18 protein-coding genes are annotated in these 25118 nt (G+C 75.1%); 10 read left to right on the top strand and 8 right to left on the bottom strand.

The features are described 5' to 3' along the window. Window positions 1-7: 7 nt before the first annotated feature. From ppc to HDA31_RS24570, 3 genes are all read right to left on the bottom strand, one after another. Window positions 8-2794, bottom strand: coding sequence for a phosphoenolpyruvate carboxylase (gene ppc / locus HDA31_RS24580; RefSeq protein WP_178063392.1), 2787 nt, complete (start codon window positions 2792-2794; stop codon window positions 8-10). Window positions 2795-2928: 134 nt separating this feature from the next. Beyond that, window positions 2929-3981, bottom strand: coding sequence for a hypothetical protein (locus HDA31_RS24575; RefSeq protein ID WP_178063393.1), 1053 nt, complete (start codon window positions 3979-3981; stop codon window positions 2929-2931). Window positions 3982-4083: 102 nt separating this feature from the next. After that, on the bottom strand, window positions 4084-4800 hold the full coding sequence (locus tag HDA31_RS24570; RefSeq protein ID WP_246384400.1) for a cyclase family protein: 717 nt from the start codon (window positions 4798-4800) through the stop codon (window positions 4084-4086). A gap of 94 nt (window positions 4801-4894) precedes the next feature. On the opposite strand from HDA31_RS24570, the gene mfd reads away from it, so the two are divergent. The 4 genes from mfd to HDA31_RS24550 all read left to right on the top strand — a co-directional run bounded on the left by mfd (window position 4895) and on the right by HDA31_RS24550 (window position 12268). Next, entirely contained in the window at window positions 4895-8575 is a 3681-nt protein-coding gene (mfd, locus tag HDA31_RS24565) for a transcription-repair coupling factor (RefSeq protein ID WP_178063394.1), read from the top strand. Window positions 8576-8670: 95 nt separating this feature from the next. Then, window positions 8671-9477 carry a SurA N-terminal domain-containing protein gene (locus tag HDA31_RS24560; RefSeq protein ID WP_178063395.1) on the top strand — a complete coding sequence of 269 codons (807 nt, stop codon included), beginning with the start codon at window positions 8671-8673 and terminating at the stop codon, window positions 9475-9477. Further along, window positions 9474-10541, top strand: a complete 1068-nt coding sequence (locus tag HDA31_RS24555) for a nucleoside triphosphate pyrophosphohydrolase (protein ID WP_178063396.1) — start codon at window positions 9474-9476, stop codon at window positions 10539-10541. The genes HDA31_RS24560 and HDA31_RS24555 overlap by 4 nt, the downstream gene beginning before the upstream one ends. Before the next feature lie 104 nt (window positions 10542-10645). Beyond that, window positions 10646-12268, top strand: a complete 1623-nt coding sequence (locus HDA31_RS24550) for a DUF885 domain-containing protein (protein WP_178063397.1) — start codon at window positions 10646-10648, stop codon at window positions 12266-12268. A 76-nt stretch (window positions 12269-12344) separates the two neighbouring features. Here the strand turns inward: HDA31_RS24550 and HDA31_RS24545 are convergent, their stop codons facing one another. From HDA31_RS24545 to HDA31_RS24535, 3 genes are all read right to left on the bottom strand, one after another. Continuing rightward, on the bottom strand, window positions 12345-15137 hold the full coding sequence (locus HDA31_RS24545; protein ID WP_178063398.1) for a cation-translocating P-type ATPase: 2793 nt from the start codon (window positions 15135-15137) through the stop codon (window positions 12345-12347). A gap of 112 nt (window positions 15138-15249) precedes the next feature. After that, on the bottom strand, window positions 15250-16092 hold the full coding sequence (locus tag HDA31_RS33190; RefSeq protein WP_246384403.1) for an NAD(+) diphosphatase: 843 nt from the start codon (window positions 16090-16092) through the stop codon (window positions 15250-15252). Further along, window positions 16089-16778: a hypothetical protein gene (locus tag HDA31_RS24535; RefSeq protein WP_178063399.1), complete on the bottom strand. Its 690-nt coding sequence runs from the start codon at window positions 16776-16778 to the stop codon at window positions 16089-16091. The genes HDA31_RS33190 and HDA31_RS24535 overlap by 4 nt, the downstream gene beginning before the upstream one ends. A gap of 214 nt (window positions 16779-16992) precedes the next feature. Here HDA31_RS24535 and eno point away from each other — a divergent pair, with 214 nt between their 5' ends. The 6 genes from eno to HDA31_RS24505 all read left to right on the top strand — a co-directional run bounded on the left by eno (window position 16993) and on the right by HDA31_RS24505 (window position 22556). After that, window positions 16993-18276 carry a phosphopyruvate hydratase gene (eno, locus tag HDA31_RS24530; protein ID WP_178063400.1) on the top strand — a complete coding sequence of 428 codons (1284 nt, stop codon included), beginning with the start codon at window positions 16993-16995 and terminating at the stop codon, window positions 18274-18276. Between the two features lie 34 nt (window positions 18277-18310). Then, window positions 18311-18943 (top strand): FtsB family cell division protein, encoded by a 633-nt coding sequence (locus HDA31_RS24525; RefSeq protein WP_178063401.1) that lies wholly within the window; start codon window positions 18311-18313, stop codon window positions 18941-18943. A gap of 55 nt (window positions 18944-18998) precedes the next feature. Then, window positions 18999-19556, top strand: a complete 558-nt coding sequence (locus HDA31_RS24520; protein ID WP_074476798.1) for a DUF501 domain-containing protein — start codon at window positions 18999-19001, stop codon at window positions 19554-19556. Between the two features lies 1 nt (window position 19557). After that, a complete protein-coding gene (locus tag HDA31_RS24515; protein ID WP_178063402.1) occupies window positions 19558-20064 on the top strand; it encodes an amino-acid N-acetyltransferase in 507 nt (168 codons plus the stop codon). A 100-nt stretch (window positions 20065-20164) separates the two neighbouring features. After that, window positions 20165-21604, top strand: coding sequence for a hypothetical protein (locus HDA31_RS24510; protein ID WP_178063403.1), 1440 nt, complete (start codon window positions 20165-20167; stop codon window positions 21602-21604). Window positions 21605-21626: 22 nt separating this feature from the next. Further along, on the top strand, window positions 21627-22556 hold the full coding sequence (locus HDA31_RS24505) for a Ppx/GppA phosphatase family protein (RefSeq protein WP_178067111.1): 930 nt from the start codon (window positions 21627-21629) through the stop codon (window positions 22554-22556). A gap of 67 nt (window positions 22557-22623) precedes the next feature. Here the strand turns inward: HDA31_RS24505 and HDA31_RS24500 are convergent, their stop codons facing one another. Beyond that, entirely contained in the window at window positions 22624-24408 is a 1785-nt protein-coding gene (locus tag HDA31_RS24500; protein ID WP_178063404.1) for a DUF1996 domain-containing protein, read from the bottom strand. A gap of 269 nt (window positions 24409-24677) precedes the next feature. Then, complete coding sequence (locus HDA31_RS24495) at window positions 24678-25115, bottom strand: MarR family winged helix-turn-helix transcriptional regulator (protein WP_178063405.1); 438 nt, start codon at window positions 25113-25115, stop codon at window positions 24678-24680. Between the last annotated feature and the right edge of the window lie 3 nt (window positions 25116-25118).

The following is a 25118-nucleotide window of genomic DNA, read 5'->3' as shown; positions in this document are numbered from 1 at the left end:
TTGCACCTCAGCCGGTGTTGCGCATGCCGGCGGCGATGCCGTTGACCGTGGTGAGCAGCGCCCGCTCCAGCGCCGTGCCGTCGCTCGGGGCCCGCCGCCCGCCCGGGGCCGTCGCCACCGCCCGGCCCGCCGCGCCGGAGTCGCGGTACTGCCGCAGCAGCGCCACCTGGAGGTGGTGCAGCGGCTCCAGGTAGGTGTCGCGCACCGCGAGGGTGCGCTGGAGCACCGGCGAGTTCTCCAGCAGGGCAGGCGAGGCGGTGACCGCCAGCACCTCCCGCTTGGTCAGCTCGTACTCCTGCTCGATCTTGGCGAAGATCGGGTGCAGCCCCTTCGGCACGAGGGTCTCCACGTACCGGCGGGCGATGCCGAGGTCGGTCTTGGTCAGCATCATCTCGACGTTCGACAGGAACGTGCCGAAGAAGTGCCAGTTGCGGTGCATTTCGGCCAGCACGTCCTCCAGCCCGGCCTCACGCGCCGCCGCCAGCCCCGAGCCGACCCCGAACCAGCCGGGGACGATCTGCCGGGTCTGCGTCCAGCCGAACACCCACGGGATGGCCCGCAGGCCGGACAGGCCGGCCCCGGTGTTGGGCCGCTTCGCCGGGCGGGAGCCGATGTTCAGCGCGCCCAGCAGCTCGGTGGGGGTGGACGCCCAGAAGTAGGCCGGCAGGTCCGGATCCTCCACCAGCGACCGGTACGACCGGAACGCCGCGTCGGAGATCACGTCCATCGACGCGTCCCAGCGCTCCAGCTGCTCGGCCGGCTGCCGGGGCGCGGTGTGCAGCAGGGTCGCCTGGAGCACGGCGGCCATGGTCAGCTCCAGGTTCTCCCGGGCCAGCGCCGGCAGCGTGTACTTGTCGGAGATGACCTCGCCCTGCTCGGTGACCTTGATCGCGCCGTCGAGCGTGCCGTACGGCTGGGCCAGGATCGCCTCGTGGGTGGGGCCGCCGCCGCGCCCGACGGTGCCGCCCCGGCCGTGGAACAGCCGCAGGTGCACGCCGTGCCGGGCGGCCACGTCCCGCAGCGCCCGCTGGGCCCGGTGGATCGACCACTGACTGGTGGTGATGCCCGCCTCCTTGTTGGAGTCGGAGTAGCCCAGCATCACCTCCTGCACGTCGCCCCGGGCCGCCACCAGCGACCGGTAGGCCGGCAGCGACAGCAGCTCGTCGAGCAGCTCGCCGCCGGCGTTCAGCTCGGCGGGGGTCTCCAGCAGCGGCACGAAACCGATCCGGGCCCGGCCGCTGTGCACGTCGACCAGCCCGGCCTCGCGGGCCAGCACCACCGCCGCGAGCACGTCGTCGACGCCGAGGGTCATCGAGATGATGTACGACTCGATGACCTCGGAGCCGAACCGGTCCTGCGCCTCGCGGATCGTGGCGAACACGTCGAACGTCTTGCGGGCGCTCTCGGTCAGCGGCGTGTCCAGCGTCGACAGCGGCCGGCGGCCGGTCAGCTCGTCGGCGAGCAGCTTGGTGCGCTCCAGGCGGGTCAGCGCCGGGTAGTCGGCCACCTCGCCGACGGCCGCGTAGAGCTGGGTGAGCACCTCGTGGTGCTTCTCGGCGTGCTCCCGCACGTCCATCGTCGCCAGGTGCAGCCCGAACGCCGACACGGTGCGGATGGTGGAGGCGAGCCGCCCGACGGCGGTGAGCTGGCCGGCGTTGCGGGCCAGCGAGGCGCGCAGCAGATCCAGGTCGGCGATCAGCTCCGCCGCGCCCTGGTAGTCGCGCCCCGGCACGTGCGGGGTGCCCCGGCGCAGCCGCTCCCGGGTGTTGGCCAGCTTCGCCTTCACGCACCGGGCCTTCAGCCGGTAGGGCTCCTCGGCGTTGACCCGGCGGAACCGGGGGGCCACCTCGGGCAGCGCGTCCAGGTCGGCGGCGAGGCTGGCCGACAGGTCCAGCGACACCCCGCGCAGCCGGCGGGACACGGACACCTCGTTGATCAGGTGCTCCATCGCCGCCTCGGTGGCCGCGATGCCGTGCTCGTGCTGGATGCGCAGCACCTCGCCGGTGACCTGCGGGGTGACGAACGGGTTGCCGTCGCGGTCGCCGCCGATCCAGGTGCCGAACGTCAGCGGGCGGGCCGTCGGGGAGGTCTCCACGCCCAGGGCGCGCAGCGTGTCGGCGAGGTCGTCGAGCACCTGCGGGGCGGCCTCGGCGTAGAGATCACGCAGGTAGTAGATGGCGTTGCGGGCCTCGTCGGTCGGGTCCGGCCGGTCGAGCCGCAGCTCGTCGGTCTGCCACATCAGGTCCAGCAGCTCGGCCAGGCGGCGGTTGGCCGGCCCCTCGTCGCTGGCGCCGTAGAGGATCGCGTTGGCCGTCTCGGCGTCCAGCTCGTCGGCGACGGCGCGCAGCTTCGACAGGATCGACCGGCGGGCCGCCTCGGTCGGGTGGGCGGTGAAGACCGGGCGTACGGCGAGCCGGCGGGCCGCCGCCGCGATCTCCTCGGCCGGCACCCCGCGCTCGGCGATCATCTTGGCCGCCTGGTCCAGCCAGCCGCCCTGGATCGCCCGGCGGCGGCGCAGGTCGCGGGCCCGGTGCACCTGCTCGGTGATGTTGGCCAGGTGGAAGTAGGTGGAGAAGGCACGGGCGAGCTTCGTGCCGGTGGTCACGTCCAGCCCACCGAGGCGCTGCGCGGCGGCCGGGGCGTCGGCGCGGACCTGGGCCCGGATCTCCTCGACCAGGTCGAGCAGCGGGCGGCCCTCCTGCCGGGCGAGGGTCTGCCCGAGCAGCGTGCCGAGGCGGCGGATGTCGGCCCGCAGTGCGGCGTCCGGGCCGTCGTGGTCGTGCTGGTCGGTCACGGGTGCGCTCCTTACGCCGGGGACGAAGGACAGCGCTGTCCGACTCCCTGGATCGTATCCGCGCCGCCCCCTTCGGAAGGAAGGGCCCCTTGTTATCGCATTCTGTATGTACAGGGGGCCCCTGCTTACCGCAGTCACCCGGTGGGGCGCGCATCGCCCCTGGTCGGGGGCGTTTCGGCCGCGTGGCGGGCGGCGGCGCGCCGGCCCCGGACGAGGGTGGCCGTGAGCAATCCCACGACGCCGAACGCCACCCAGAGGGCGAGCCCGGCCAGCGGCCAGCCCATCGACCGGCGGTCGAAGTACACCGCCGACTTGATCAGGTCGGTGGTGAGCCCGGGCACGTTCCACCGGTGCATCCCGCGCAGCCAGGTGGGCAGGAACTCCGGGGCGTAGATGCCGCCGGAGCCGGGGTTGCCGAGCACCACGAGCAGCAGGATGACGATCCCGGTGCCGAGCAGCCCGAGCCAGCCCTGCACGGCGGCGGCGATCATGGCGGCGGCGAAGACGGCCAGCGCGCCGACCGCCGCCACGGCCGGCACGTCGTGGTGCCAGACACCCAGCGCCGGGCCGACGACGAGCGCGCCCGCCACGCCGAGCACCGCCGCGTACACGGCGAGGGCGGCGATCCGCAGCCCGGCGCGGGCGAGGCTGCGGGGCGCGGTGCCGGCGCGCAGGCCCAGCGCGGTGGCGGCGAGGTAGCCGCCGAGGACGTACCCGACCGCGAGGTAGAACGGGACGAGACCGCGCGGGTCGCTCTGCTCCACCGGCACCTCGTCGGTGACCGCGAGCGGCAGGTTCCCCCGCCGGGCGGCCTCGGCGAGGACCTGGTCGACCACCTCGGTGGCGGCGGGCGCGGCGGCGCTGGCGGTGGTGAGGCGCAGCCCGCCCTCGGGGGTGGAGGTGAGCACGCCGTACACCTCGCGGGCGGTGAGCCCGTCGTCGGCGGCGGCCGGGTCGTCGTACTCGACGGGTTCGATCTTGTCGGTCTCGCGGCGCACGGCGGCCATGACCGCCTGGGCGCGCTGGTCGCCGAGGACCACCCCGACGGGCACGTCGCGCGGCGTCGGGTGGTGCAGCGCCCCCACATAGGCGGCGATGAACGCCGTGGCCAGCGCCAGGGTGCCGAGCAGCAGCGCGGCGGTGCGGGGCAGCCACGCGCGCACCGGGATGTCCGGCTCCTCCTCCACAGGGCCAGCCTAGGGGGCGATATGACCCGGATGAGATGGTTCGCCGGCCCTGCCGTCGCGGCGGCGAAGAGCGGTGGGGCGACGCCGGTGACGGGGAGGGATCTATTCGGCGAGGACGGCGAAGGCGCGGACCGGGAAGGTGCCCATTCCCGCCACCATCGGCGGGGCGGCGGTGAACCGGAAGCCGGTCGTGGGCAGCGCGTCCAGGCCGGTCAGGTGCTCCACGATCGGGACGCCGGCCGCCAGCAGGCCGCTGTGCGCCGGACGCTCGCCCCGGGCCGCCGGGCTCATGTCGTCGATGTTGATCGAGTCGATGCCGACGAGGACCGCACCCGCCTCGACCAGCCACGCCGCGCCGTCCCCGGTCAGGTACGGCGCATCGGGGGCGGCGTAGCGGTCGGTGCCGAAGTGCGCGGACCAGCCGGTGTGCAACAGCACCGCCCGCCCCGCCACCTCGTGCGGGGCGAGCAGCGGGCGGTCCACGGCGCGGGTGCCGGCGGGCACCTTGACCACGGTCCCCGGCAGGTCGGCGAGGCGGTCCAGGCCGACGCCGGTGAGGTCGGCCCCGTCGGCCCACCGGTGCGCGGGCGTGTCCACGTACGTGCCGGTGTTGGCGATCATCTCGATCCGCCCGACCTGGAACTCCGTGCCCGGGGCGTAGTTCGCCCGGGACGCCTCCCGGGTCAGCCACTCGGTGACCCGGGGCGTCGGCCAGCCGGGCAGCGTGGTCATGCCGTCGCTGATCACGTGGCTCAACTCGACCAGCCGCCGTCGTCCCGTCACGCCCCGACTCGACCACGTGCCCCGGTCGCCGGTCAAGCGGGGATAGGCTGGGGTGCTGTCGACCCCCCGTCCCCACCGGGCGCGGGGGCTCCGCCGTGTGCCGTGACCGTGCCACTGGGAAGTGATCAGATTGCTCACCGGACTCTTCGCCGCCGCCCTGGCCGACCCCGGGCTGGCCCGGGCGCGTGACCTGGCCCGCTCCGGTGCCGCGCAGGTCGACGGGCTGGACCTGACCGCACCGGCGGCGCTGCGCCCGTTCGCCGTCGCCGCCGTCGCCGCCGACCCGGGAACCGCCGGTCGGGGAGCCGCCGCCGGGCCCGCCGGAGGTGCGGGGCGGCCCGTGCTCGCGGTGACCGCCACCAGCCGGGAGGCCGACGACCTGGCCTCGGCGCTGGGCAGCCTGCTCCCGGCCGAGCAGGTCGCCGTCTTCCCGTCCTGGGAGACGCTGCCGCACGAGCGGCTCTCGCCCCGCTCCGACACGGTCGGCCGCCGCCTGGCCGTGCTGCGCCGGCTCGCGCACCCCGACGCCGCCGACGCGCACGGGCGCACCGGGCCGCTGCGGGTGGTCGTCGCGCCGGTGCGGTCCCTGCTCCAGCCGCAGCTCAAGGGCCTCGGCGACCTGGAGCCGGTGCGGCTGGCCGCCGGCGACGAGGCCGACCTCGAAGAGGTCGCGCGCCGGCTCACCGACATGGCGTACGCCCGGGTCGACCTGGTCACCAAGCGCGGCGAGTTCGCCGTGCGCGGCGGCATCCTCGACGTCTTCCCGCCCACCGACGAGCACCCGTCCCGGGTCGAGTTCTGGGGCGACGAGGTGGAGGAGATCCGCACCTTCGCCGTGGCCGACCAGCGCACCATCGAGGCCGCCGCGCTGCTGTGGGCCCCGCCCTGCCGGGAGCTGCTGCTCACCCCGGCCGTGCGGCGGCGGGCCGCCGCCCTGGCCGCCGAGCACCCCGAGCTGGCCGAGATCCTCGACAAGCTGGCCGAGGGCATTCCCGTGGAGGGGATGGAGTCGCTGACCCCGGCGCTGCTCGGCGGCGAGAGCCTGGAGCTGCTGCTCGACTGCATGCCGGCCGGCACCCACGTGCTGCTCTGCGACCCGGAGCGCATCCGCACCCGGGCGCACGACCTGGTGCGCACCTCCGAGGAGTTCCTCCAGGCGAGCTGGGCCGCGGCGGCCGTCGGGGGCCAGGCCCCGGTCGACCTCGGGGCCGCCGCCTTCAGGACCCTGGCCGACGTACGCGCGCACGCCCGCGCCCTGCGCCGGCCCTGGTGGACCCTCGCCCCGTTCGGGCTGGCCGACGCCGACGCGGCGGCCCCCGCCCGGCAGCCCTGGGAGGACGCGCCGACCGAGGTCGACGTCACGCCCGACGACGCGATCGCGGTGACCCTGGCCGCCCAGCCGGCCCCGCTCTACCACGGCGAGACCGACCGGGTGGCCGAGGACCTCAAGCGCTGGGCCGGCGACGGCTGGTCGGTCGCGTTGGTCTTCGAGGGCCACGGCCCCGCCCAGCGGGCCGTCGAGGTGATGCGCGACGCCGGCCTCGGCGCCCGGTTCGTCGAGCAGGTGCCGGCCGCGCCCGCCCCCGGCGAGGTGCTGGTCACCTGCGGCGGCCTCACCGGCGGCTTCGTCGCCGAGGCGGCGAGGTTCGTGCTGCTCACCGGCAACGACGTCACCGGCGGCCGGGGCACCTCGACGCGCGACATGCGCAAGCTGCCCAGCCGGCGGCGCAACACCATCGACCCGCTGGAGCTGAAGGCCGGCGACCACGTGGTGCACGAGCAGCACGGCATCGGCCGGTACGTCGAGCTGGTGCAGCGCACCGTCAACGGCGCGTCCCGCGAATACCTGGTCATCGAGTACGCGGCCAGCAAGCGCGGCCAGCCCGGCGACCGGCTGTTCGTCCCCACCGACCAGCTCGACCAGCTCTCCCGCTACGTCGGCGGCGAGCAGCCCACCCTGCACAAGATGGGCGGGGCGGACTGGCAGAAGTCCAAGGCGCGCGCCCGCAAGGCGGTGCGGGAGATCGCCGCCCAGCTCATCCAGCTCTACGCCGCCCGCAAGGCGTCCAGGGGGCACGCGTTCGCCCCGGACTCCCCGTGGCAGCGGGAGCTGGAGGACGCGTTCCCCTGGCAGGAGACCCCGGACCAGCTGGCCGCCATCGAGGAGGTCAAGCGGGACATGGAGCAGACCGTCCCGATGGACCGGCTGATCTGCGGCGACGTCGGGTACGGCAAGACCGAGATCGCGGTGCGGGCGGCGTTCAAGGCGGTGCAGGACGGCAAGCAGGTGGCCGTGCTGGTGCCCACCACCCTGCTCGTGCAGCAGCACTACAACACGTTCGCCGAGCGGATGAGCCAGTTCCCCGTGCAGATCCGGCAGCTCTCCCGCTTCCAGACCCCGAAGGAGTCCGAACGGACGCTGGAGATGGTCGCCGACGGCACCGTCGACATCGTCATCGGCACCCACCGGCTGCTCCAGACGGCGACCCGGTTCAAGTCCCTCGGCCTGGTCATCGTCGACGAGGAGCAGCGCTTCGGCGTCGAGCACAAGGAGCACCTGAAGACGCTGCGCGCCTCGGTGGACGTGCTGAGCATGTCGGCCACCCCGATCCCGCGCACCCTGGAGATGGCGATCACCGGCATCCGGGAGATGTCGACGATCGCCACCCCGCCGGAGGAGCGGCACCCGGTGCTCACCTTCGTCGGCGCGCACGACGAGCGGCAGGTGGCCGCGTCCATCCACCGCGAGCTGCTCCGCGACGGGCAGGTGTTCTACCTGCACAACCGGGTCGAGTCGATCGAGAAGGCGGCGCGCAGGATCCGGGAGCTGGTGCCGGAGGCCCGGGTCGCGGTGGCGCACGGCCAGATGGGCGAGGAGGCCCTGGAGAAGGTCATGGTCGGCTTCTGGGAGAAGGAGTTCGACGTCCTGGTCTGCACCACGATCGTGGAGTCGGGCATCGACATCCCCAACGCCAACACGCTGATCGTGGAGCGCGCCGACCTGCTGGGCCTGGCCCAGCTGCACCAGATCCGGGGCCGGGTGGGCCGGGGCCGCGAGCGGGCGTACGCGTACTTCCTCTACCCGCCGGAGAAGCCGCTCACCGAGCACGCCCACGAGCGGCTGGCCACCATCGCCCAGCACACCGAGCTGGGCGCGGGCATGTACGTGGCGATGAAGGACCTGGAGATCCGGGGCGCGGGCAACCTGCTCGGCGGCGAGCAGTCCGGCCACATCGAGGGCGTCGGCTTCGACCTGTACGTCCGGATGGTCGGCGAGGCGGTGCAGGCGTTCAAGGGCGAGCGCCCCGAGGAGGAGACCGACGTCAAGATCGACCTCCCGGTGGACGCGCACCTGCCGCACGACTACGTCGGCGTGGAGCGGCTGCGCCTGGAGATGTACCGCAAGCTCGCCGAGGCCCGCGACGCCGACCGGCTGCGCGAGGTGGTCGCCGAGATGACCGACCGCTACGGCGAGCCGCCCGCCCCGGTGCAGAACCTCGTGGCGGTCGCGCGGTTCCGGCTGCTGGCCCGCCGCTACGGCCTCACCGACGTGAGCATGCAGGGCAGGCACCTCCGGTTCGGCCCGCTGCCGCTGCCCGACTCCAAGCAGCTCCGGCTCAAGCGCTACCACCCCGACTCGGTCTACAAGTCGGCGCTCGACCAGGTCAGCGTGCCCCGGCCGAGCACCCGCCGGGTCGGCGGCGAGCCGCTGCGCGACCAGGCGCTGCTCGAGTGGTGCGCCCAGCTTCTCAAGGACGTGCTGGGCGACCCGGCCCCGGTGGCCCAGCCGGCCGGGGCGGGCGCCCGGTGAGCGGGGGCGTGGGCAGGGCCGGACGGCGGGGCCGGGGCGGCGATGCGTGGTGGGCGGCGTCACCGCCGGTGGGGGCGCATGAGAGAGTGACGGTCATGCGTGCTCGCCGTCTCATCGCCGCCGCCAGCGTCGCGGCCCTCGGTGTCCTCTCCCTCGCCGCGTGCGGGAAGGCCGCGCCGGACGTCGCCGCGTACGTCGGCGACGCGGAATACTCCGTCGACCGGGTCAACGAGATCTACGACGAAGCCCAGGCCAAGTACGCCGACGCGATCCGGGCGCAGGCCGGGCAGGGCGGGGCCACCCCGTCGCCGGAGCAGCTGCGCTCCACGGTCACCCGGCAGGACGTGCTCAACCTGCTGGTCAGCATCGAGCTGGGCAAGCGGGTGGTGGCCGAGCAGGGTGTCACGGTGGCCGACGAGGTCAAGCCGGAGCAACTGGAGCAGCAGCTCCAGATGCCGGCCTCCACCGAGTACGTCCGGCTCTGGGGCGAGTGGGTGGACATCTCCGGCGCGCTCGGCGCGAAGCTGCCCACGGCCGAGGTGAGCGACGAGGCGGTCATGGCCGTCTACCAGGCCATCGCCAAGACCGGGGCGATCCAGCCCGGCCTGACCGTGGCGCAGGTCCGGCAGGCGTTCGGCGAGAGCGGTGGCCCCGGCAGCCAGGGCGGTTTCGTGCGGGCCGCCACGGCGCTCAGCAACGCCCTCCAGCAGGAGGCCGAGAAGGCCGGGGCGTCGATCAACCCCCGGTTCCGGCCGGTCGGCGTCCCGTCGGTGGTCAGCACCGGCCAGTCGCTGGTCTTCTACTCGCTGCCGTACGTCGACGAGAACGGCCCGGTGACCGACATCTCCACCCCGCAGGCGCCGGCGGCGGAGCCGAGCGGCCCGGCCGCGCCCGGGGCATGACCGCCCGGGTCGTCCTGCTGGTCACCTCGCCCCGGCTGCCGGTCGGGCTGCTGACGGCGGCGGCCTGGGACGTCGTACGCGGCAACCCGGTGCTGGCCGGCGCGGAGAGCGGGCTGACGGCGGCCGTGCGCGCGGCGGGCGCCGAGGTGACCGTGCCCGACGGCCCGCCGGTGCCGGCGCTGCTGCACGCGGCGGCGGCGCACGGCGCGGTCGTCTGGCTGGCCGGGCCCGCCGGCGACGAGTCGCTGGCCCGGGAGCTGGGCCTGCGGCTGGCCCGCGAGCCGGGCCTGGCCGAGCTGGAGCTGATGTACGGCTCGTGGGACCCGCCGGGCGCGCGGCTGCTCGACGCGGTCGAGGTGATGGACCGGCTGGCCTCGCCGGGCGGCGACCCGTGGAAGCGGGCGCAGACGCACCGCAGCCTCGCCGGCTACCTGATCGAGGAGTGCTACGAGGCGTACGACGCGATCGGCGCGGACGACACCGACTCGCTGCGCGAGGAGCTGGGCGATGTGCTGCTCCAGGTGCTGCTGCACGCGCGGATGGCCGAGGAGCTGCCCGACGGCGCGCGGTGGACCGTCGACGACGTGGCCGGCGGCCTGGTGGACAAGATGATCCGGCGCAACCCGCACGTCTTCGCCGACGACCGGGCCACGATGCTCGACGAGATCACCGCCAACTGGGAGCGGATCAAGCGGGCGGAGAAGGCCCGCGACTCCGTGCTCGACGGCATCGCGCCGAGCCTGCCCGCCCTCGCCCTGGCCGCCAAGATCCTCGACCGCGCCGGTCGCGCCGGCCTGACGGTCCCGCTGCCGACCGTCGACGCGCAGCCCGCCCCGGCCGCCGTCGACGCGCCGCCCGCCCCGGCCGGCGGCGCGCGGGTCGACCCGTCGGCCGGCGTGGAGCCCCGGGTCGACCCGGAGGCGCGCCTCGGCGCGGAGCTGCTGGCCGCGGTGGCGGCGGCCCGGGCCGCCGACCTGGACCCGGAGGCCGCCCTGCGCCGCACCACCCTGGCGTACGCCGACGCGGTCCGCGCCGCCGAGCGCACCACTCCCCGGCGTCCCTGACCCCACCCGGCGAGATCCTGGTACCTGAGCGCCCCCAGGGGGGCCGATCCGTACCAAGATCTCACCGGGGGCGGGTGTCGGGGGTGGTCGGTAGGGTTCGGGCCATGGAAGCGTTCGTGCCGCTCGCCGAGCGGATCGTCGAGGCGTTGCTGGAGAGCCGGCCCGGGCTGGCCAGCTCCGCCGGGGACCACCGCTACGACGACCGCCTGCCCGACCTCTCCGCCGACGCGGTCGCCGCCGACCGGGCGATGCTGAAGGACGCGGCCGACGCGCTCTCCGAGCTCGACCCCGACTCCCTCGACACCGCCGAGAGCGTCGACCACGCGCTGCTCACCGCCCTGGTCGACCGGGAGCTGTTCGAGGCCGACGAGATCCGTGACCACGAGTGGGACCCGCTGCGGCACAACCCGGCCCCGCTGCTGCACGCCCTGCTCGCCCGCCCGTTCGCCCCGGCCGACGTGCGGCTGACCAGCCTGGCCGGGCGGCTCGCTGCCGTACCGGATGCGCTGGCGACCGCGCGCGCGACGCTGCGGGACGTGCCCCGGGTGCACGCCGAGACGGCGGTGGGGCAGTTCACCGGCGCGGCGGCGCTGGTCCGCGACGAGGTGCCCCGGCTGCTCGCCGAGGAGCCGGGGCTGCACGACCGGGTGGAGCCTGCCGCCACGGCCGCGATCGCCGCGCTGGAGGAGTTCGTGGCGTGGCTGCGCGCCGGGCTGGCCGCCGACGCCGGCCCGGGGCGGGACCCGAGGCTGGGCCGGCGGCGCTGGGAGGCCCGGCTGTGGCACACCCTCGACACCGAGCTGGGGGCTGCCGAGGTGCAGCGCCGGGCCTGGGCCAACCTCGACCGGGTCACCGCCGAGCTGCGCGAGGCGGCCGTCGAGCTGGTCGGCGGCCCGGCCGACGACGAGACCGTGCGCCGGGCGCTCGACCTGCTGGCCGCCGAGCACCCCGACGACCACACGATCGTCGACCTCGCCTCGGTCACCCTCGACGAGGCGACGGACTTCGTCCGGGCGCACGACCTGGTGACGCTGGTCGACGACCCGTGCGTGATCCAGGAGATGCCGGAGTTCGCCCGCGGCGTGGCGGTGGCCTACTGCGACTCGCCCGGCCCGCTGGAGCTCGCGCCCGTGCCGACGTTCTACTGCATCGCGCCGACCCCGGCCGACTGGCCGGCGGCCCGCGTCGAGTCGTTCTACCGCGAATACAACGATCACATGATCCGCAACCTGACGGTGCACGAGGCGATGCCGGGGCACTTCCTCCAGCTCGCCCACGCCCGCCGGCACGTCGGCCCCACCCGGGTCCGGGCGCTCGCCAGGTCCGGCCCGTTCGTCGAGGGCTGGGCCGTCTACACCGAGGAGCTGATGGCCGGTCTCGGCTACGGCGGGCTGCCGGTGCGGTTGCAGCAGCTCAAGATGCAGCTACGGATGACCATCAACGCCCTGCTCGACCAGCTCGTGCACTGCGACGACCTGGCCGAGGCCGAGGCGATGGCGCTGATGACGGGCCGGGGCTTCCAGGAGGAGGGCGAGGCGGCCGGCAAGTGGCGGCGGGCGCTGCTCACCTCGACGCAGCTCTCCACCTACTTCGTGGGCTACAGCGAGATCGCCGGGATCGCCGCCCTGCGCCCGGCCGGGGTGTCGGTGCGCGACTGGCACGACGCGATGCTCGCCCACGACTGCCCGCCCCCGCGCCACCTCCGCACCCTGCTCGGCTTGGGGTAAGGAAGGGCCCCCTGTTAACGCATTCTGTTGTACAGGGGCCCCCTCCTAACCCGCCTCCGCACGCCGGCGTCGGCCGTCAGCGGGTGGTGAAGCGGGCGGCCCGCCGATGGGTGCGCCGACGTCGGCTCGCCTCCGGCGGGCGAGCCTGCGGTGCGCCGGCCTGTTGCGTGCCGGCCTGCGGTGCGGCGGCCTGTTGCGTGCCGGCCGTCCCGGTGCCGGGGCCGGGCGGGCGGAGCAGGTCCGAGGCGGCGAACAGGGTCCGCTTCGCCAGCTCCACCAGCGCCAGGTAGGCCACGGTCAGCGCCACCACCACCGGCACGAACACCGGCGGCAGCGGGCCGAAGCCGAGCGGCCCGGCCACCGGCAGGTACGGGATGAGCCAGGCGACCGCCACGGCGGCCAGCGCGGCGGCCAGCAGTGGCCGGCTGGGCCGGCTGCGCCAGAACGGGCTGGCGCGCGTGCGGATGGCGAACACCACCAGGGTCTGGGTGGCCAGCGACTCGACGAACCAGCCGGTGCGGAACTCCGTCGGCCCGGCGTGCAGCACCCCGAGCAGCAGCGCGAACGCGAGGAAGTCGAACAGCGAGCTGAGCGGCCCGAAGGTCAGCATGAGGCGGCGGATCTCCCGCAGGTCCCAGTGGGCGGGGCGGGCGAGCTGGTCGGCGTCGACCCGGTCGGTGGGGATGGCGATCTGGCTCAGGTCGTAGATCAGGTTGTTGAGCAGGATCTGCCCGGGCAGCATCGGCAGGAACGGCAGGAACGCCGACGCCCCCGCCGCGCTGAACATGTTGCCGAAGTTGCTGGACGTGCCCATCAGCACGTACTTGATGGTGTTGGCGAAGATCCGCCGGCCCTCGGTGACGCCGTCGGCGAGCACGTCGAGGTCCTTGTCGAGCAGCAGCACGTCGGCGGCGTCGCGGGCCACGTCGGTGCCGGTGTCGACGGAGATGCCGACGTCGGCGGCGTGCAGGGCGAGCGCGTCGTTGACGCCGTCGCCGAGGAACGCCACGTCCCGGCCGGCGGTGCGCTGGGCCCGCACCAGCCGGGCCTTGTCCTCGGGCGAGACCCGGGCGAAGACGCTGGCCTGCTCGATGGCCGCCGGCAGCGCCGCGTCGTCCAGCCCGGCCAGGTCGGCCCCGGTGAGCACCCCGGTCACGGGCAGGCCGAGCTGTTCGCAGACCCGGACCGCGACGGCCGGGTGGTCGCCGGTGATCACCTTGACGGTGACGCCGAGGGCGGCGAGCCGGCGCACCGCGCCCGCCGCGTCGGCCTTCGGCGGGTCGCGCAGCACCAGCAGGCCGGCGAGGCGCAGGTCCCGCTCGTCGGCGGGGTCGAGCCCGGCCAGGTCCGGGGCGGGCCGGCTGGCCACCGCGACCACCCGGCCGCCGTCGGCCAGTCGCGCGTCGAGGGCGTCCCGCGCCTGCTGCGGTACGTCCACGCAGAGCGCCAGCAACTCCTCGGCCGCGCCCTTGGTGACGAGGAGCCGCCCGTGCGGCCCGTCGACGAGCACGCTGACCCGGCGGCGCTCGTGGTCGAAGGGGAGCACCGCCACCCGCCGGTACGCGTCGACCGGCTGGGCGGCGGCGGCCGGGGCCTGCCAGAGCGCCCGGTCCAGCGGGTTGCCGTCCGTGCCGTCCGGCCCGGCCTCGTTGGCCAGCAGCCCGGCGAGGAGCGGCCCGGGGCCGGCGGCATCGGACGGGTCGGCGGCGTCGAGCGGGCCGGTAGCGTCGAGCGGGCCGGCCGCGTCCGGCAGGCCGGCGGCCCCGGGCGGTGCCGGGGTGTCGACCGGCCGGCCGTCCGGGCCGAGCGCCTCGGCGAGGGTGAGCCGCCCGTCGGTCAGCGTGCCGGTCTTGTCGGTGAACAGCACCTCGACGTTGCCCAGGTCCTCCACGCAGACCAGGCGCTTCACCAGCACCCGCCGGGCGGCCAGCGCGCGGGTGCCGGCGGCCAGGCTGGCGGTGACGATCGCGGGCAGCAGTTGCGGGGTGATGCCGACGGCGATGGCCAGGCTGAACAGCACGGCGTCGATGACCGGCCGGTGCAGCACCAGGTTGATCACGAAGATCAGCGCGGTGAGCACGCCCGCCACCCGGGCCAGCAGCAGCGAGAACCGGCGCAGCCCCTGCTGGAACTCGGTCTCGCCGTGCCGGGTGCCCAGCCCGACGGCGATCCGGCCGAACGCGGTGTGCCCGGCGGTGGCGACGACCAGGCCGACGCCCGAGCCGGCCCGCAGGACGGTGCCCATCAGCGCGCAGGAGGCGAGGTCGTCGGGCGGCGTGCCGGGGGGCACCGGCGCGGTGTCCTTGACGGCGGCGGTGGACTCGCCGGTGAGCGCCGACTCGTCGCACTCCAGCCGGTGTGCCTCGACCAGCCGCAGGTCGGCCGGGACGACCTGGCCCAGCCCGATGCGCACCACGTCGCCGGGGACCAGGTCGACGACGTCCACCGTCTCCACCCGGCCGGCGCGCACCACCGACGCGACGTGCCGGACCCGGTCGTGCAGGGCCGCGCCGGCCCGCTCCGCGCGGTACTCGTTGGCGAAGCCGAGGCCGACGCTGACCGCGAGGATCACCCCGATCACCACGGCGTCGGTGCGCTCGCCGACGAAGAACGAGACCGTGGCGGCGGCCAGCAGCAGGCCGAGCAGCGCGGAGCGGAACTGGCGGGCCAGCACGGCGAGGGCGGACACCCGGTGGGTGCGTACCGCGTTCGGGCCGACCCGGTCGCGCCGCCGGCGTACCTCGTCGGGGGTCAGGCCCTGCGGGTCGCCGCCGAGGGCGGCGAGGGCGTCGGCGACGGTCAGCGCCGCCGCGTCGGTCGCCGCGAGCCACCCCTCGTCCCGTGCCGCTCCGGTCGCGCGCACCGCCACCGTCCCCACCTCGTCCTCCCGCCATTGCACACCGTGGGCGGGCCGCCCGGGTCAGCATCCGTCGGGACGGGCCGGCGCGGTCAGGGCCGGACGGCCCCCGGCGCCGGGGCGGTCAGCCCGCCGGGCGGGCGGCGACGTGGTCGACGAGCCAGCGGGAGATGGAGTACGCCGGGGGCAGCTCCGCCGGCAGCCGGTCGAGCGGGAACCAGCGGGCCTCGGTCAGCTCCCGACCGTCGACGACCGGCTCGGCGCCGGTGTCGGCGGCGGTCGCGGTGAACCCGGCCAGCAGCACGCCCGGCCCGGACAGCGCCCACGGCTGGCTGCCGAAGTAGGTGAGCCGCCCGAGGGCCAGCCCCACCTCCTCACCGACCTCCCGGCGCGCGGCGTCCTCCAGCGACTCGCCGGCCTCCACGAACCCGGCGACCAGCGCCCACAGCGCCGTCGGCCCGGACGCGTGCCGGACCAGCAGCAGCTCGTCGGGGCCGCCGGCCGGCCCGGGGCGGGTGATGGCGACCAGGACGGCGGCGGAGAGCCGGATCGGCACGTACAGGTCGCAGCCGGGGCAGCGGCGGGACTGCTCGCCCGGCACGTCGGCCAGCTCGGCCCGGCACGCCCCGCACCAGCGGTGGGTGCGGCGGAAGGTGAGCACGGCCAGCGCCCGGCCCGCCAGGTCGGCCAGCGGGGCGGGCAGCGCGGCGGCGAGCGACCGCCAGCTGCGCCACCTGCCCTCGGGCGGCTGGCCGTCGGTGGCGTCCGTACCCCAGGCGGGCACGCCGTCGAGCGTGCCGAGCGGCACCCAGCCGGTGTCGGCGGGCAGCTCGCCGACGCGGGGGAAGCGGTCGTCGGGGCCGGTCAGCAGCTTCCGCCCGGCGAGCACCAGGGCGAGGTCACCGGGCTGCGGCGGGCCGTCGTGCGGCGCCCCCGCCACGAACGCGCCCGCGGGGTGTTCCGTCACGAGCCGGTGCGGCGGTCCACGACGCCCGCGCCGGCCGGCAGCTCGAAGCTCGCCCCGTCGACCGTGTCGGTGTAGCGGTCGAGCGCCAGCTCCATCGGCGTGCCGTCCACCTCGCCGGTGAAGCTGCCGAGCACGCCCTCGGTGGTCATGCAGGCGGTGAAGTCGCCGGCCGAACGCTCGACCTGCACGCAGGCGGCGTGGTGCCCGGCGAGGGTGGTGTCGGTCTCCTTGATGACGGCCTGCGGGTCGAGCGCCGCCTCGGTGAGCAGCCCGACCACCACTGGCGGGGTGACCAGGCCCCGCCGCTTCGCCTCGGTGAACAGCTCGACGGACGGCCGGGCGTTCGGCGGGGGCGGGGCGAGCAGCGTGCAGACGGCCTTGCCCGCGCCGGTCTCGCAGCGGGCGGTGGCGTCGGCGGTGACGGTCAACTTCCCGCCCGGCCAGGTGTACGCCGACCGGGCCGGGTCCTGCGCCTGGGTGATGGTGGCGGTCCGGCCGCCGGGGAGCTGGTATTCGGCCGAGTAGGTGAGTTCGAGCGCCTGGTCCAGCCGGGCGGCGAAGTCGTTGACCAGGTCCGACCGGCCGATCGCCTGGCCGGCGTCGTCGAGGGCCTGACAGCCGGTGACCGAGAGTGACGCGATGACCGACAGAGCGAGCGCGCGGAACGTGGTCGAGGCGGCGGGCATGGCCACCAGCCTTGTCGATCGGGTCCACCTCGCGCAAACCGGTTGCCGGTTCGGGGCCGAGAATCCGGGAATGTCCGACCCGCACCGTCCCGCCGGATGCGCCGGGCGACGCGGTGCGCCGCGCCGTCGCCCGATACGCTGCGTTCAACACCTGCCTCAGCCGCACCGTCGCGGCCCATACCGGACCGGAACCACACAAACGAGGAGCGACTCAGTGGCAACCATCGAGGGAATCGTCGCCCGGGAGATTCTCGACTCGCGGGGCAACCCCACGGTCGAGGTCGAGGTCGGGCTCGACGACGGCACGATCGCCCGCGCCGCGGTGCCGTCCGGCGCCTCCACCGGCGCGTTCGAGGCGGTCGAGCTGCGCGACGGTGACAAGGACCGCTACCTGGGCAAGGGTGTCGAGAAGGCCGTCGCCAACATCGAGGACAAGATCGTCGACCAGCTCATCGGCTACGAGGCCAGCGAGCAGCGGCTGATCGACCAGAAGATGATCGACATCGACGGCTCGGACAACAAGGGCGAGCTGGGCGCGAACGCCATCCTCGGCGTGTCCCTGGCCGTGGCCAAGGCCGCCGCCGGCAGCGCCGAGCTGAGCCTGTTCCGCTACCTGGGCGGCCCCAACGCGCACCTGCTCCCGGTGCCGATGATGAACATCCTCAACGGCGGCGCGCACGCCGACTCCAACGTCGACGTCCAGGAGTTCATGATCGCGCCGATCGGCGCGCCCACCTTCCGCGACGCGCTGCGCTCCGGCGCGGAGGTCTACCACGCGCTCAAGTCGGTGCTGAAGAAGAAGGGCCTCTCCACCGGCCTCGGCGACGAGGGCGGCTTCGCCCCCAACCTGCCCACCAACGCCGCCGCGCTGGACCTGATCGCCGAGGCGGTCGACAAGGCCGGCTACCGGCTCGGCACCGACATCGTCTTCGCCCTGGACGTGGCCGCCACCGAGTTCTTCGACGACGGCACCTACACGTTCGAGGGCGCGGCGAAGTCCGCCGAGGAGATGAGCAACTACTACACCAAGCTCGCGGGCGACTACCCGATCGTGTCCATCGAGGACCCGCTGGCCGAGGACGACTGGAGCGGCTGGGCCACCCTGACCGCGGCGATCGGCGACCGGGTCCAGATCGTCGGCGACGACCTGTTCGTCACCAACCCGCAGCGCATCGCCCGGGGCATCGCCGAGAAGGCCGCCAACGCCGTGCTGGTGAAGGTCAACCAGATCGGCTCGCTGACCGAGACCCTCGACGCGGTCGAGCTGGCCCACCGGGCCGGCTTCAAGTGCATGATGAGCCACCGCTCCGGCGAGACGGAGGACACCACCATCGCCGACCTGGCGGTGGCCACCGGCTGCGGCCAGATCAAGACCGGCGCCCCGGCCCGCTCGGACCGGGTGGCCAAGTACAACCAGCTCCTGCGGATCGAGGAGGAGCTGGCCGACGCGGCGCGGTACGCCGGTGCGGGCGCGTTCCCGCGTTACCGTTCGGCCTGAGACACCCATTGGGCCTCGGGGGAGGGGTGTGACGATGCAGCAGCGCCGCACACCGGGTGGTCAGCGTCCCGCCCGCCGGCCGGGTCAGTCCGGCCGGCCGGGCGGGGCCCGCGCCCGGGCGTCGGTCCGCGACGGCGTCCGCGCGGAGGCACGCGCCGCCGGCCGGTCACCCGGCGCGGCCCGCGCCACCGAGCCGGTACGCTCCGCGAACCGTCCCGCCGCCGCCCGGCGTACCGCCGCCGGTGGCACGGTCAAGCGGCTCTCCGCACCCCACCCTCGACGCTTCACCGGCCGGGCCACCGTGCTGTTCGCGGTGCTCATCGCGCTCGCCCTCGCCTACACCTACCCGGTCCGGGTCTACCTGGACCAGCAGGCGGACATCCAGCGGATGGAGGCGGCCCAGGCCGCCCAGCGGCAGCTCATCGCCGAGCGCGCCGCCGAGGCGGCCAAGTGGCGCGACGACGAGTACATCCGCATCCAGGCGCGGGAGCGGTTCTACATGGTCTACCCGGGCGAGGTCCCGGTGATCGTGCTCAACGACCCGGCCGGTGCGGCCCGGGACGCGGGCGGCGGGAAGGGCCCCGCCCGGCCGGAGACCCCCGATCCCTGGTACGACACCCTGTGGTCGAGCGTGCGGGCCGCGAACGCCGACCGCCCCGGCCAGTGAGCGCGCCACTTCCCGCACGCAGACGTTCCACGCGCACCGACGAAAGATGGGCACCGTGACTGTCGTACCCCCGCCCGACCCGGCGGCGGACTCCGTTCCCCCGCCGAAGCGGGAGCCGGCCACCGAGGCCGACCTGGCGGCGGTGGCCGCCCAGCTCGGCCGCACGCCGCGCGGCACCCGGGCGGTGGCCCACCGCTGCCCCTGCGGCCTGCCCGACGTGGTGGAGACGACCCCGCGCCTGGCCGACGGCACCCCCTTTCCGACGTTGTTCTACCTGACCTGCCCCCGGGCGACGGCCGCGTGCAGCCGGCTGGAGTCGGCCGGGCTGATGAAGGAGATGGCCGAGCGGCTGGCCGCCGACCCGGAGCTGGCCGCCCGCTACCGGGCGGCGCACGAGGACTACCTGGCCCGCCGGGAGGCGATCGGGCACGTGCCGGAGATCGATGGCGTGTCGGCCGGCGGCATGCCCGGCCGGGTCAAGTGCCTGCACGTGCACCTCGGTCACGCGCTCGGCGCGGGCCCGGGGGTCAACCCGTTCGGCGACGAAACCCTCGCGCTGGTGGAGAAGTGGTGGGCGGCCGGGCCGTGCGTGGACGTCCCGGCGGTGGGGTGAGATGACCACCGACACGGTCCTCGTGCGCCGCGCCCGCACCTCCGACGTGCGCGGCATCCGGCGGCTCGTCGACACCTACACCGACGACCGGCGGCTGCTCAGCAAGGCCACGGTCACCCTCTACGAGGACGTGCAGGAGTTCCGGGTCGCGGCCGACGCCGACGCCGTCGTCGGCTGCGGCGCGCTGCACGTGATGTGGGAGGACCTGGCCGAGATCCGCACGGTGGCCGTCGACCCGGCCTACCGGGGGCGGCGCATCGGGCACCGCATCGTCGGCGAGCTGATCGACGCGGCCCGGGAGATCGGGGTGGCCCGCATCTTCGTGCTGACCTTCGAGACCCGGTTCTTCGGCTCGTTCGGCTTCCGCGAGATCGACGGCGCGCCGGTGCCGCAGCCGGTGTACGAGCAGCTCCTGCGCTCGTACGACGAGGGCGTCGCCGAGTTCCTGGACCTGGAACGGGTCAAGCCCAACACCCTCGGCAACACCCGCATGCTGCTGCGCCTCTGACGGCTCCTGCGGCCGCCGGCCTTGACCACGCCGGGCACGCCGCCGGCCTTAATCACCTCGGCACGCTGCCGGTCTTGATCACGTCGGGCAGGCTGGCGGGATGGGGATCGCCCGCCGCGTCTGCGCGCTGCTGCTGACCGCCGCCGCCCTCCTCGGGGTCGTCCGCCTCGTCGTACCGGCCACCGCCGGCCCGGACGGCGAGCCGCCCGGGGTGGCCCGGCAGCTCGCCTTCCTGCGCGCCGCCCTCGACGACGGCGCGGGCGAGGACGCCCAGGCGCTGTTCCCGGAGGGCTGGTTCTTCGCCCACGCCCTGTACGGGCTGGCCCGCGTCGAGCTGGGCCTGCGGAAGCCGGCCGGGCGGCGGGCCGGCGAGCTGCGGGAGGCGCGCTGGGCGCTGGCCCGGCTGGAGTCGCCGGCCGGCACCGCCCCGTTCGACCCCGGCCTCACCCCCGCGTACGGGATCTTCTGGCAGGGCTGGACGAACTGGCTGCGCGGCGGCGTCCTCGCCCTGCAACCGGCCGACCGGCGGGACCCGGCGGAGGCGGCCCGGTTCACCGGGGCGTCCGCCGCGATCGGGGCGGCGTTCGACGCGTCCGGCACGCCGTACCTGGCCGCGTACCCGGGGCAGGCGTGGCCGGTCGACTCGACCGTGGCGGTGGCGTCGCTGCGGCTGCACGACGCGCTGCTGCCCGCCGCCCGGCCGGCCGCCGCGCCGTCGCCCGGCGCGCCGTCCACCGAGGTCCCGCCCGGTGCCCCGCCGCCGCCACTGTTCGCCGGCACGGTGGCCCGCTGGCTGGACGGCGTGCGGCAGCGCCTCGACCCACGCACCGGCCTGCTGCCACACCGCGTCGACCCGGCCACCGGGGCGCCGGCCGAGGTGGCCCGCGCCACCTCCCAGAGCGTCATCCAGCGGTTCCTGGTGGACGTCGACCCGACGTTCGCCCGCGCGCAGTACCTGACCTTCCGGGAGCGGTTCGTCGCGTCCCCGCTGGGGTTCGGCCCGGCCGTGCGCGAATACCCGGACGGCACGGCCGGGCCGGGCGACGTGGACTCCGGGCCGCTGCTGTTCGGGGTGAGCCTGTCGGCGACCGTGGTCACCCTCGGCGCGGCCCAGTCCCAGGGCGACGCCGCGCTGGCCGACGCGCTGGCCAGCTACGGCGACCTGGTCGGGCTGCCCGTCGACACCCCGGCCACCCGCCGGTACGCGTTCGGCGTCCTGCCGGTCGGCGACGCGTTCCTCGCCTGGTCGAAGACCGCCCGCCCGTGGGTGGCCGACCAGCCGGACCCGCCCCCGGCCACCGTGCGCTGGTGGTGGCGGCTGCCCCTGCTGGCGGCGCTGCTGCTGGTCGGCGCGCTCGGCTGGCTGCCCGAGCTGATCCGATCGTCGGCCCGCGCCGCGCGCCGCCGGGGGCGACCCGGCGGCCCCGGCGATCCTGTCGCGGGCGACCCCCGTGGTCCCGTCGCGGGCGGCCCCGGTGGTCCCGTCGCGGGTGGCTCCCGTGGTCCCGTCGCCGCCGGCGGGGTGGGGCCGCTGCCGTAGGGTTGCTGCCGTGACGACGCGTGTGGCCGCCATCGACTGCGGGACGAACTCCATCCGACTGCTGGTCGCCGACCTGCCCGACCCGGCCGCCGGGCCGGACGCGCCGCTGGTCGACCTGAGCCGCCGGATGGAGATCGTCCGCCTCGGGCAGGGCGTCGACAAGACGGGCCGGCTCGCCCCCGAGGCGATCGAGCGGACCAGGGTGGCCCTCGCCTCGTACGCCGCCGAGATCGACACGCTCGGCGTCGACCAGGTGCGGATGTGCGCCACCTCGGCGTCCCGGGACGCCTCCAACGCCGGGGACTTCCGGGCGATGGTGGAGCGCACCCTCGGCGTCGCGCCGGAGGTGGTCACCGGCGACGAGGAGGCCCGGCTCTCCTTCACCGGCGCGGTGCGCGGCCTGCCCGCCGACGCCCTGGAGCCCTACCTGGTCATCGACATCGGCGGCGGGTCCACCGAGTTCGTGGTCGGCACCCGGGCCGGCGGCGTCGAGGCCGCGATCTCGATGGACGTCGGCTGCGTCCGGATGACCGAGCGGCACCTGCTCGGCGACCCGCCCGGCCCCGACCAGATCGCCGCCGCGCAGGCCGACATCACCGCCGCGGTGGACCGCGCGCTGGAGGCCGTGCCGGGCCGGCAGGCCGCCACGCTGGTCGGGCTCGCCGGGTCGGTCACCACCGTCGTGGCCATCGCCGAGGGCCTCACGGAGTACGAGCCGGAGCGCATCCACCACGCCCGGGTGTCGTACGGCGCGGTGGCGGAGGTGACCGCCGACCTGCTGGCAAAGACCCGCGAGCAGCGGTTGGCGATCCCGGTGATGCACCCGGGCCGGGCCGACGTGATCGGCGCGGGCGCCCTGGTGCTCCGCACGATCATGGAGCGGGCCGGCATGTCCGCGGTGGTGGCGAGCGAGCACGACATCCTCGACGGCATCGCCTGGAGCCTCCGGTGACGGGCCGGCATCCGATGACGGGCCGGCGGGCCGGACTGACGCCCGGCCCGCCCGGGCGGTCGACCGGTCAGGAGCAGCGACGCCCCTCGTTCAGGCAGGCCGCGATCCTGCGCATCTGCTTGTCGGAGTTGACGTTGACGAAGTCGTTGTGGTCCGAGAACGGGTTGTGGTTCTCCTCGGGGAACGAGTCCAGCGCGTACTGGCCCCGGAGCTGCACGGCGCGCGGGATGTCGTAGGCGATGCTGATCCGCAGCTGCGGGATCGCCACGAAGCCCTGCGGGCAGGCCCCGGTGGCCGGGTCGGCGAAGGCCAGGTGGGCCCGGTGGTTCTCGCTGTCGGTGTTCCGGCCGTCCCAGCAGCCGGGGAAGTCCTGCACCCGCATGACCTGACTGCCGTCGGGGCAGATCGGGTACCGGTCGGACAGCCGGTCGGCGAAGCCCGAGCAGGTCCAGGTGGCGCGGGCGTTGGCCGGGCCCCGGCTGGTGGGCTTGGCGTCGCCGGTCAGCGCCCGCAGGAACCTCGGCATCGGCGTGACCTTCGCGCCCGGGTTGCCCCGGTACTCGATCAGCACCTTCGACGGCTGCACGATCCGGCCGGTGTTGTTCGGCAGCTCCAGGTTCGGCCCCTGCGGCTCCGGCAGGGGCTTGTCCCCGCCGTCGTTGTTGCCGTTCCCGTTGTTCCCGTCGTTGTTGCCGTTGCCGTTGCCGTCGCCGTTGCCGCCCGGCTGGCCGCCCACGGGGCGCTCGTCGAGCGTGCAGGCGGCGAGCGCCTCCAGCCCCTGCGGCCGGGGCGCGGTGCGGCCGATGGCGATGGCGATCCGGTCGAGCGTGGCGACGCGCTTGGACTGCAACGGGCCCACGATCGCGTTGAGCGCGAAGTTCGGGCCGCCCTGACCCTTGGTGGTGACCAGCCGCTCGTTCGCCTCCGCGACTTGCTGGTCGAGCAGGTCGAGGTTGCGGTTGACCTCGTCGAGGGCCGACGCCGGCACCCCGGGCAGCTTGTCGCGGACGCTCGGGCACCGCACACCCGGGCTCGCGCCGCTGGCCGTCGCCGGTGCCGCGCTGTGCGTGGCGTGCAGGCCGTCGTAGCTGACCTCGCAGTCCACCAGCGACACGAGGCCGCGGGGGCGGCTGCCGGCACCGCTCATCGTCCGGGAGATCCGCTTGATCGTCTCGGCCCGCTCGGCGCGCAGGGCGCCGAGCACGGACTGGTTGAGCCGCTGGTCGATCCGCCCCCGGCTGGCGGCCATCCGGCCGTTGGCCGACGCGAGCTGCCGGTCGAGGGCGGCCAGGTCCCGCCGTACGCTGTCGCGGGCGGACGCGGGCACCGCCGGCAGCCGGTCGGCGACCCGGGGGCAGGACACCGTCGGCTGCACCGCGCCCAGCGCCTGCGGGTCCAGATCGGTCCGCACCGACTTGTCGATCCGGACGACCGGCCAGAAGTACGACGAGCGGTCCCCGTTGCGGCAGGTGGTCCCGGAGGCCGCCAGCACCGCGTCGGGGGTGTTGGCGTCGATCGCCAGGTTGCCGACGAAGTCGTGCAGGTGTTCCGCCCCGTTGCGGATCCCGGGCTGGGCGACGGGATTGTCCGGACTGAACTTGCCGTTGCGGTTGGTCCCGCAGTCCACGGTGAAGACGCCCCTGGACGCGTCGGGGCCCGGTCGTGGGGTCGGCACGTTGGCGGCGACCCGCTCGATGGGGACGAAGTCGTTGAGGTTGGCCTCCGCCGAGGCGCTGCCCCGCCCACCGCCGGAGACGAACGTGACCGTGAGCGCGCCGACCGCCCCGACGGCCGCCACCACCGCCACCACCCGGCTGCCCCGGACCCGTCTCCGCTTTCCGCTGCCCGCCATCGGGTTCCTCCGTCGTGCCGGGCACTTCGCCGTGAAGTGCCGTCCGACGGTGGGTACGGCCCTTCCGTCTTCTCCCGTTCGGCCGGGCCGCGACGCGTAATCGACAGGTAAGAAAAGGCCCGAGATCGTGCTCGATCCGGGATCGAGTGGCCTCGCCCGCGCCGGATGCAACTCGATCCGTGTTCGAGCGCGAGCCGGTGCGCGGCTCCCGTGGCCGCATCGCTCGCCCGTGCCCGACCGGCGGGCCGGTCGCCGGCCGCCGCGCTTCTTCAGCGATCCAGCAGGTCCTGGAGCGTGCGGCGGAGCTGATCGGCCGCACCGGGGCGGACCGGCACGAGGAACGCGTTCTCGGCGTCCTGGTACGCGGCCTGCGCGGCGTCGAAGGTGCGCCGGCCCTGATCGGTGAGCGCGACGATGTTGCGGCGTCGGTCGGCCGGGTCCGGTCGTCGTACGACGATGCCCTTGCGTTCGAGCTCGTCGAGCAGCGCGACCATCGTCGTGCGGTCGACGCCGAGCTTCTGTGCCACCTGTAGCTGCGAGGCTGGTTCGCCGTGGGCCAGCACGCGCAGCGCCCCGAAGTCCTTGCTGTCGATCCCGAGGTGCTCCAGTGCCGCGTCCGTCAGCGCGGTGAGCCGCAGGGTCGCGTGCTTGAGGAGATAGCCGAGGAGGTCGCGCGGATCCGCGGCGGCGCTGTGGTCGGTGGACACGGT

It is taken from the genome of Micromonospora carbonacea, from assembly GCF_014205165.1.
GTDB lineage: Bacteria > Actinomycetota > Actinomycetes > Mycobacteriales > Micromonosporaceae > Micromonospora > Micromonospora carbonacea.
This window is presented reverse-complemented; position numbering and strand designations above follow the sequence as displayed.

Bases quoted from the DNA above. Each gene is read 5' to 3' on its own strand.
- HDA31_RS24560 (WP_178063395.1), top strand. From the start codon at position 8,671: ATGCGTGCTCGCCGTCTCATCGCCGCCGCCAGCGTCGCGGCCCTCGGT.
- HDA31_RS24555 (WP_178063396.1), top strand. From the start codon at position 9,474: ATGACCGCCCGGGTCGTCCTGCTGGTCACCTCGCCCCGGCTGCCGGTC.
- HDA31_RS24550 (WP_178063397.1), top strand. From the start codon at position 10,646: ATGGAAGCGTTCGTGCCGCTCGCCGAGCGGATCGTCGAGGCGTTGCTG.
- HDA31_RS24535 (WP_178063399.1), bottom strand. From the start codon at position 16,778: ATGCCCGCCGCCTCGACCACGTTCCGCGCGCTCGCTCTGTCGGTCATC.
- HDA31_RS24525 (WP_178063401.1), top strand. From the start codon at position 18,311: ATGCAGCAGCGCCGCACACCGGGTGGTCAGCGTCCCGCCCGCCGGCCG.
- HDA31_RS24515 (WP_178063402.1), top strand. From the start codon at position 19,558: ATGACCACCGACACGGTCCTCGTGCGCCGCGCCCGCACCTCCGACGTG.
- HDA31_RS24510 (WP_178063403.1), top strand. From the start codon at position 20,165: ATGGGGATCGCCCGCCGCGTCTGCGCGCTGCTGCTGACCGCCGCCGCC.
- HDA31_RS24500 (WP_178063404.1), bottom strand. From the start codon at position 24,408: ATGGCGGGCAGCGGAAAGCGGAGACGGGTCCGGGGCAGCCGGGTGGTG.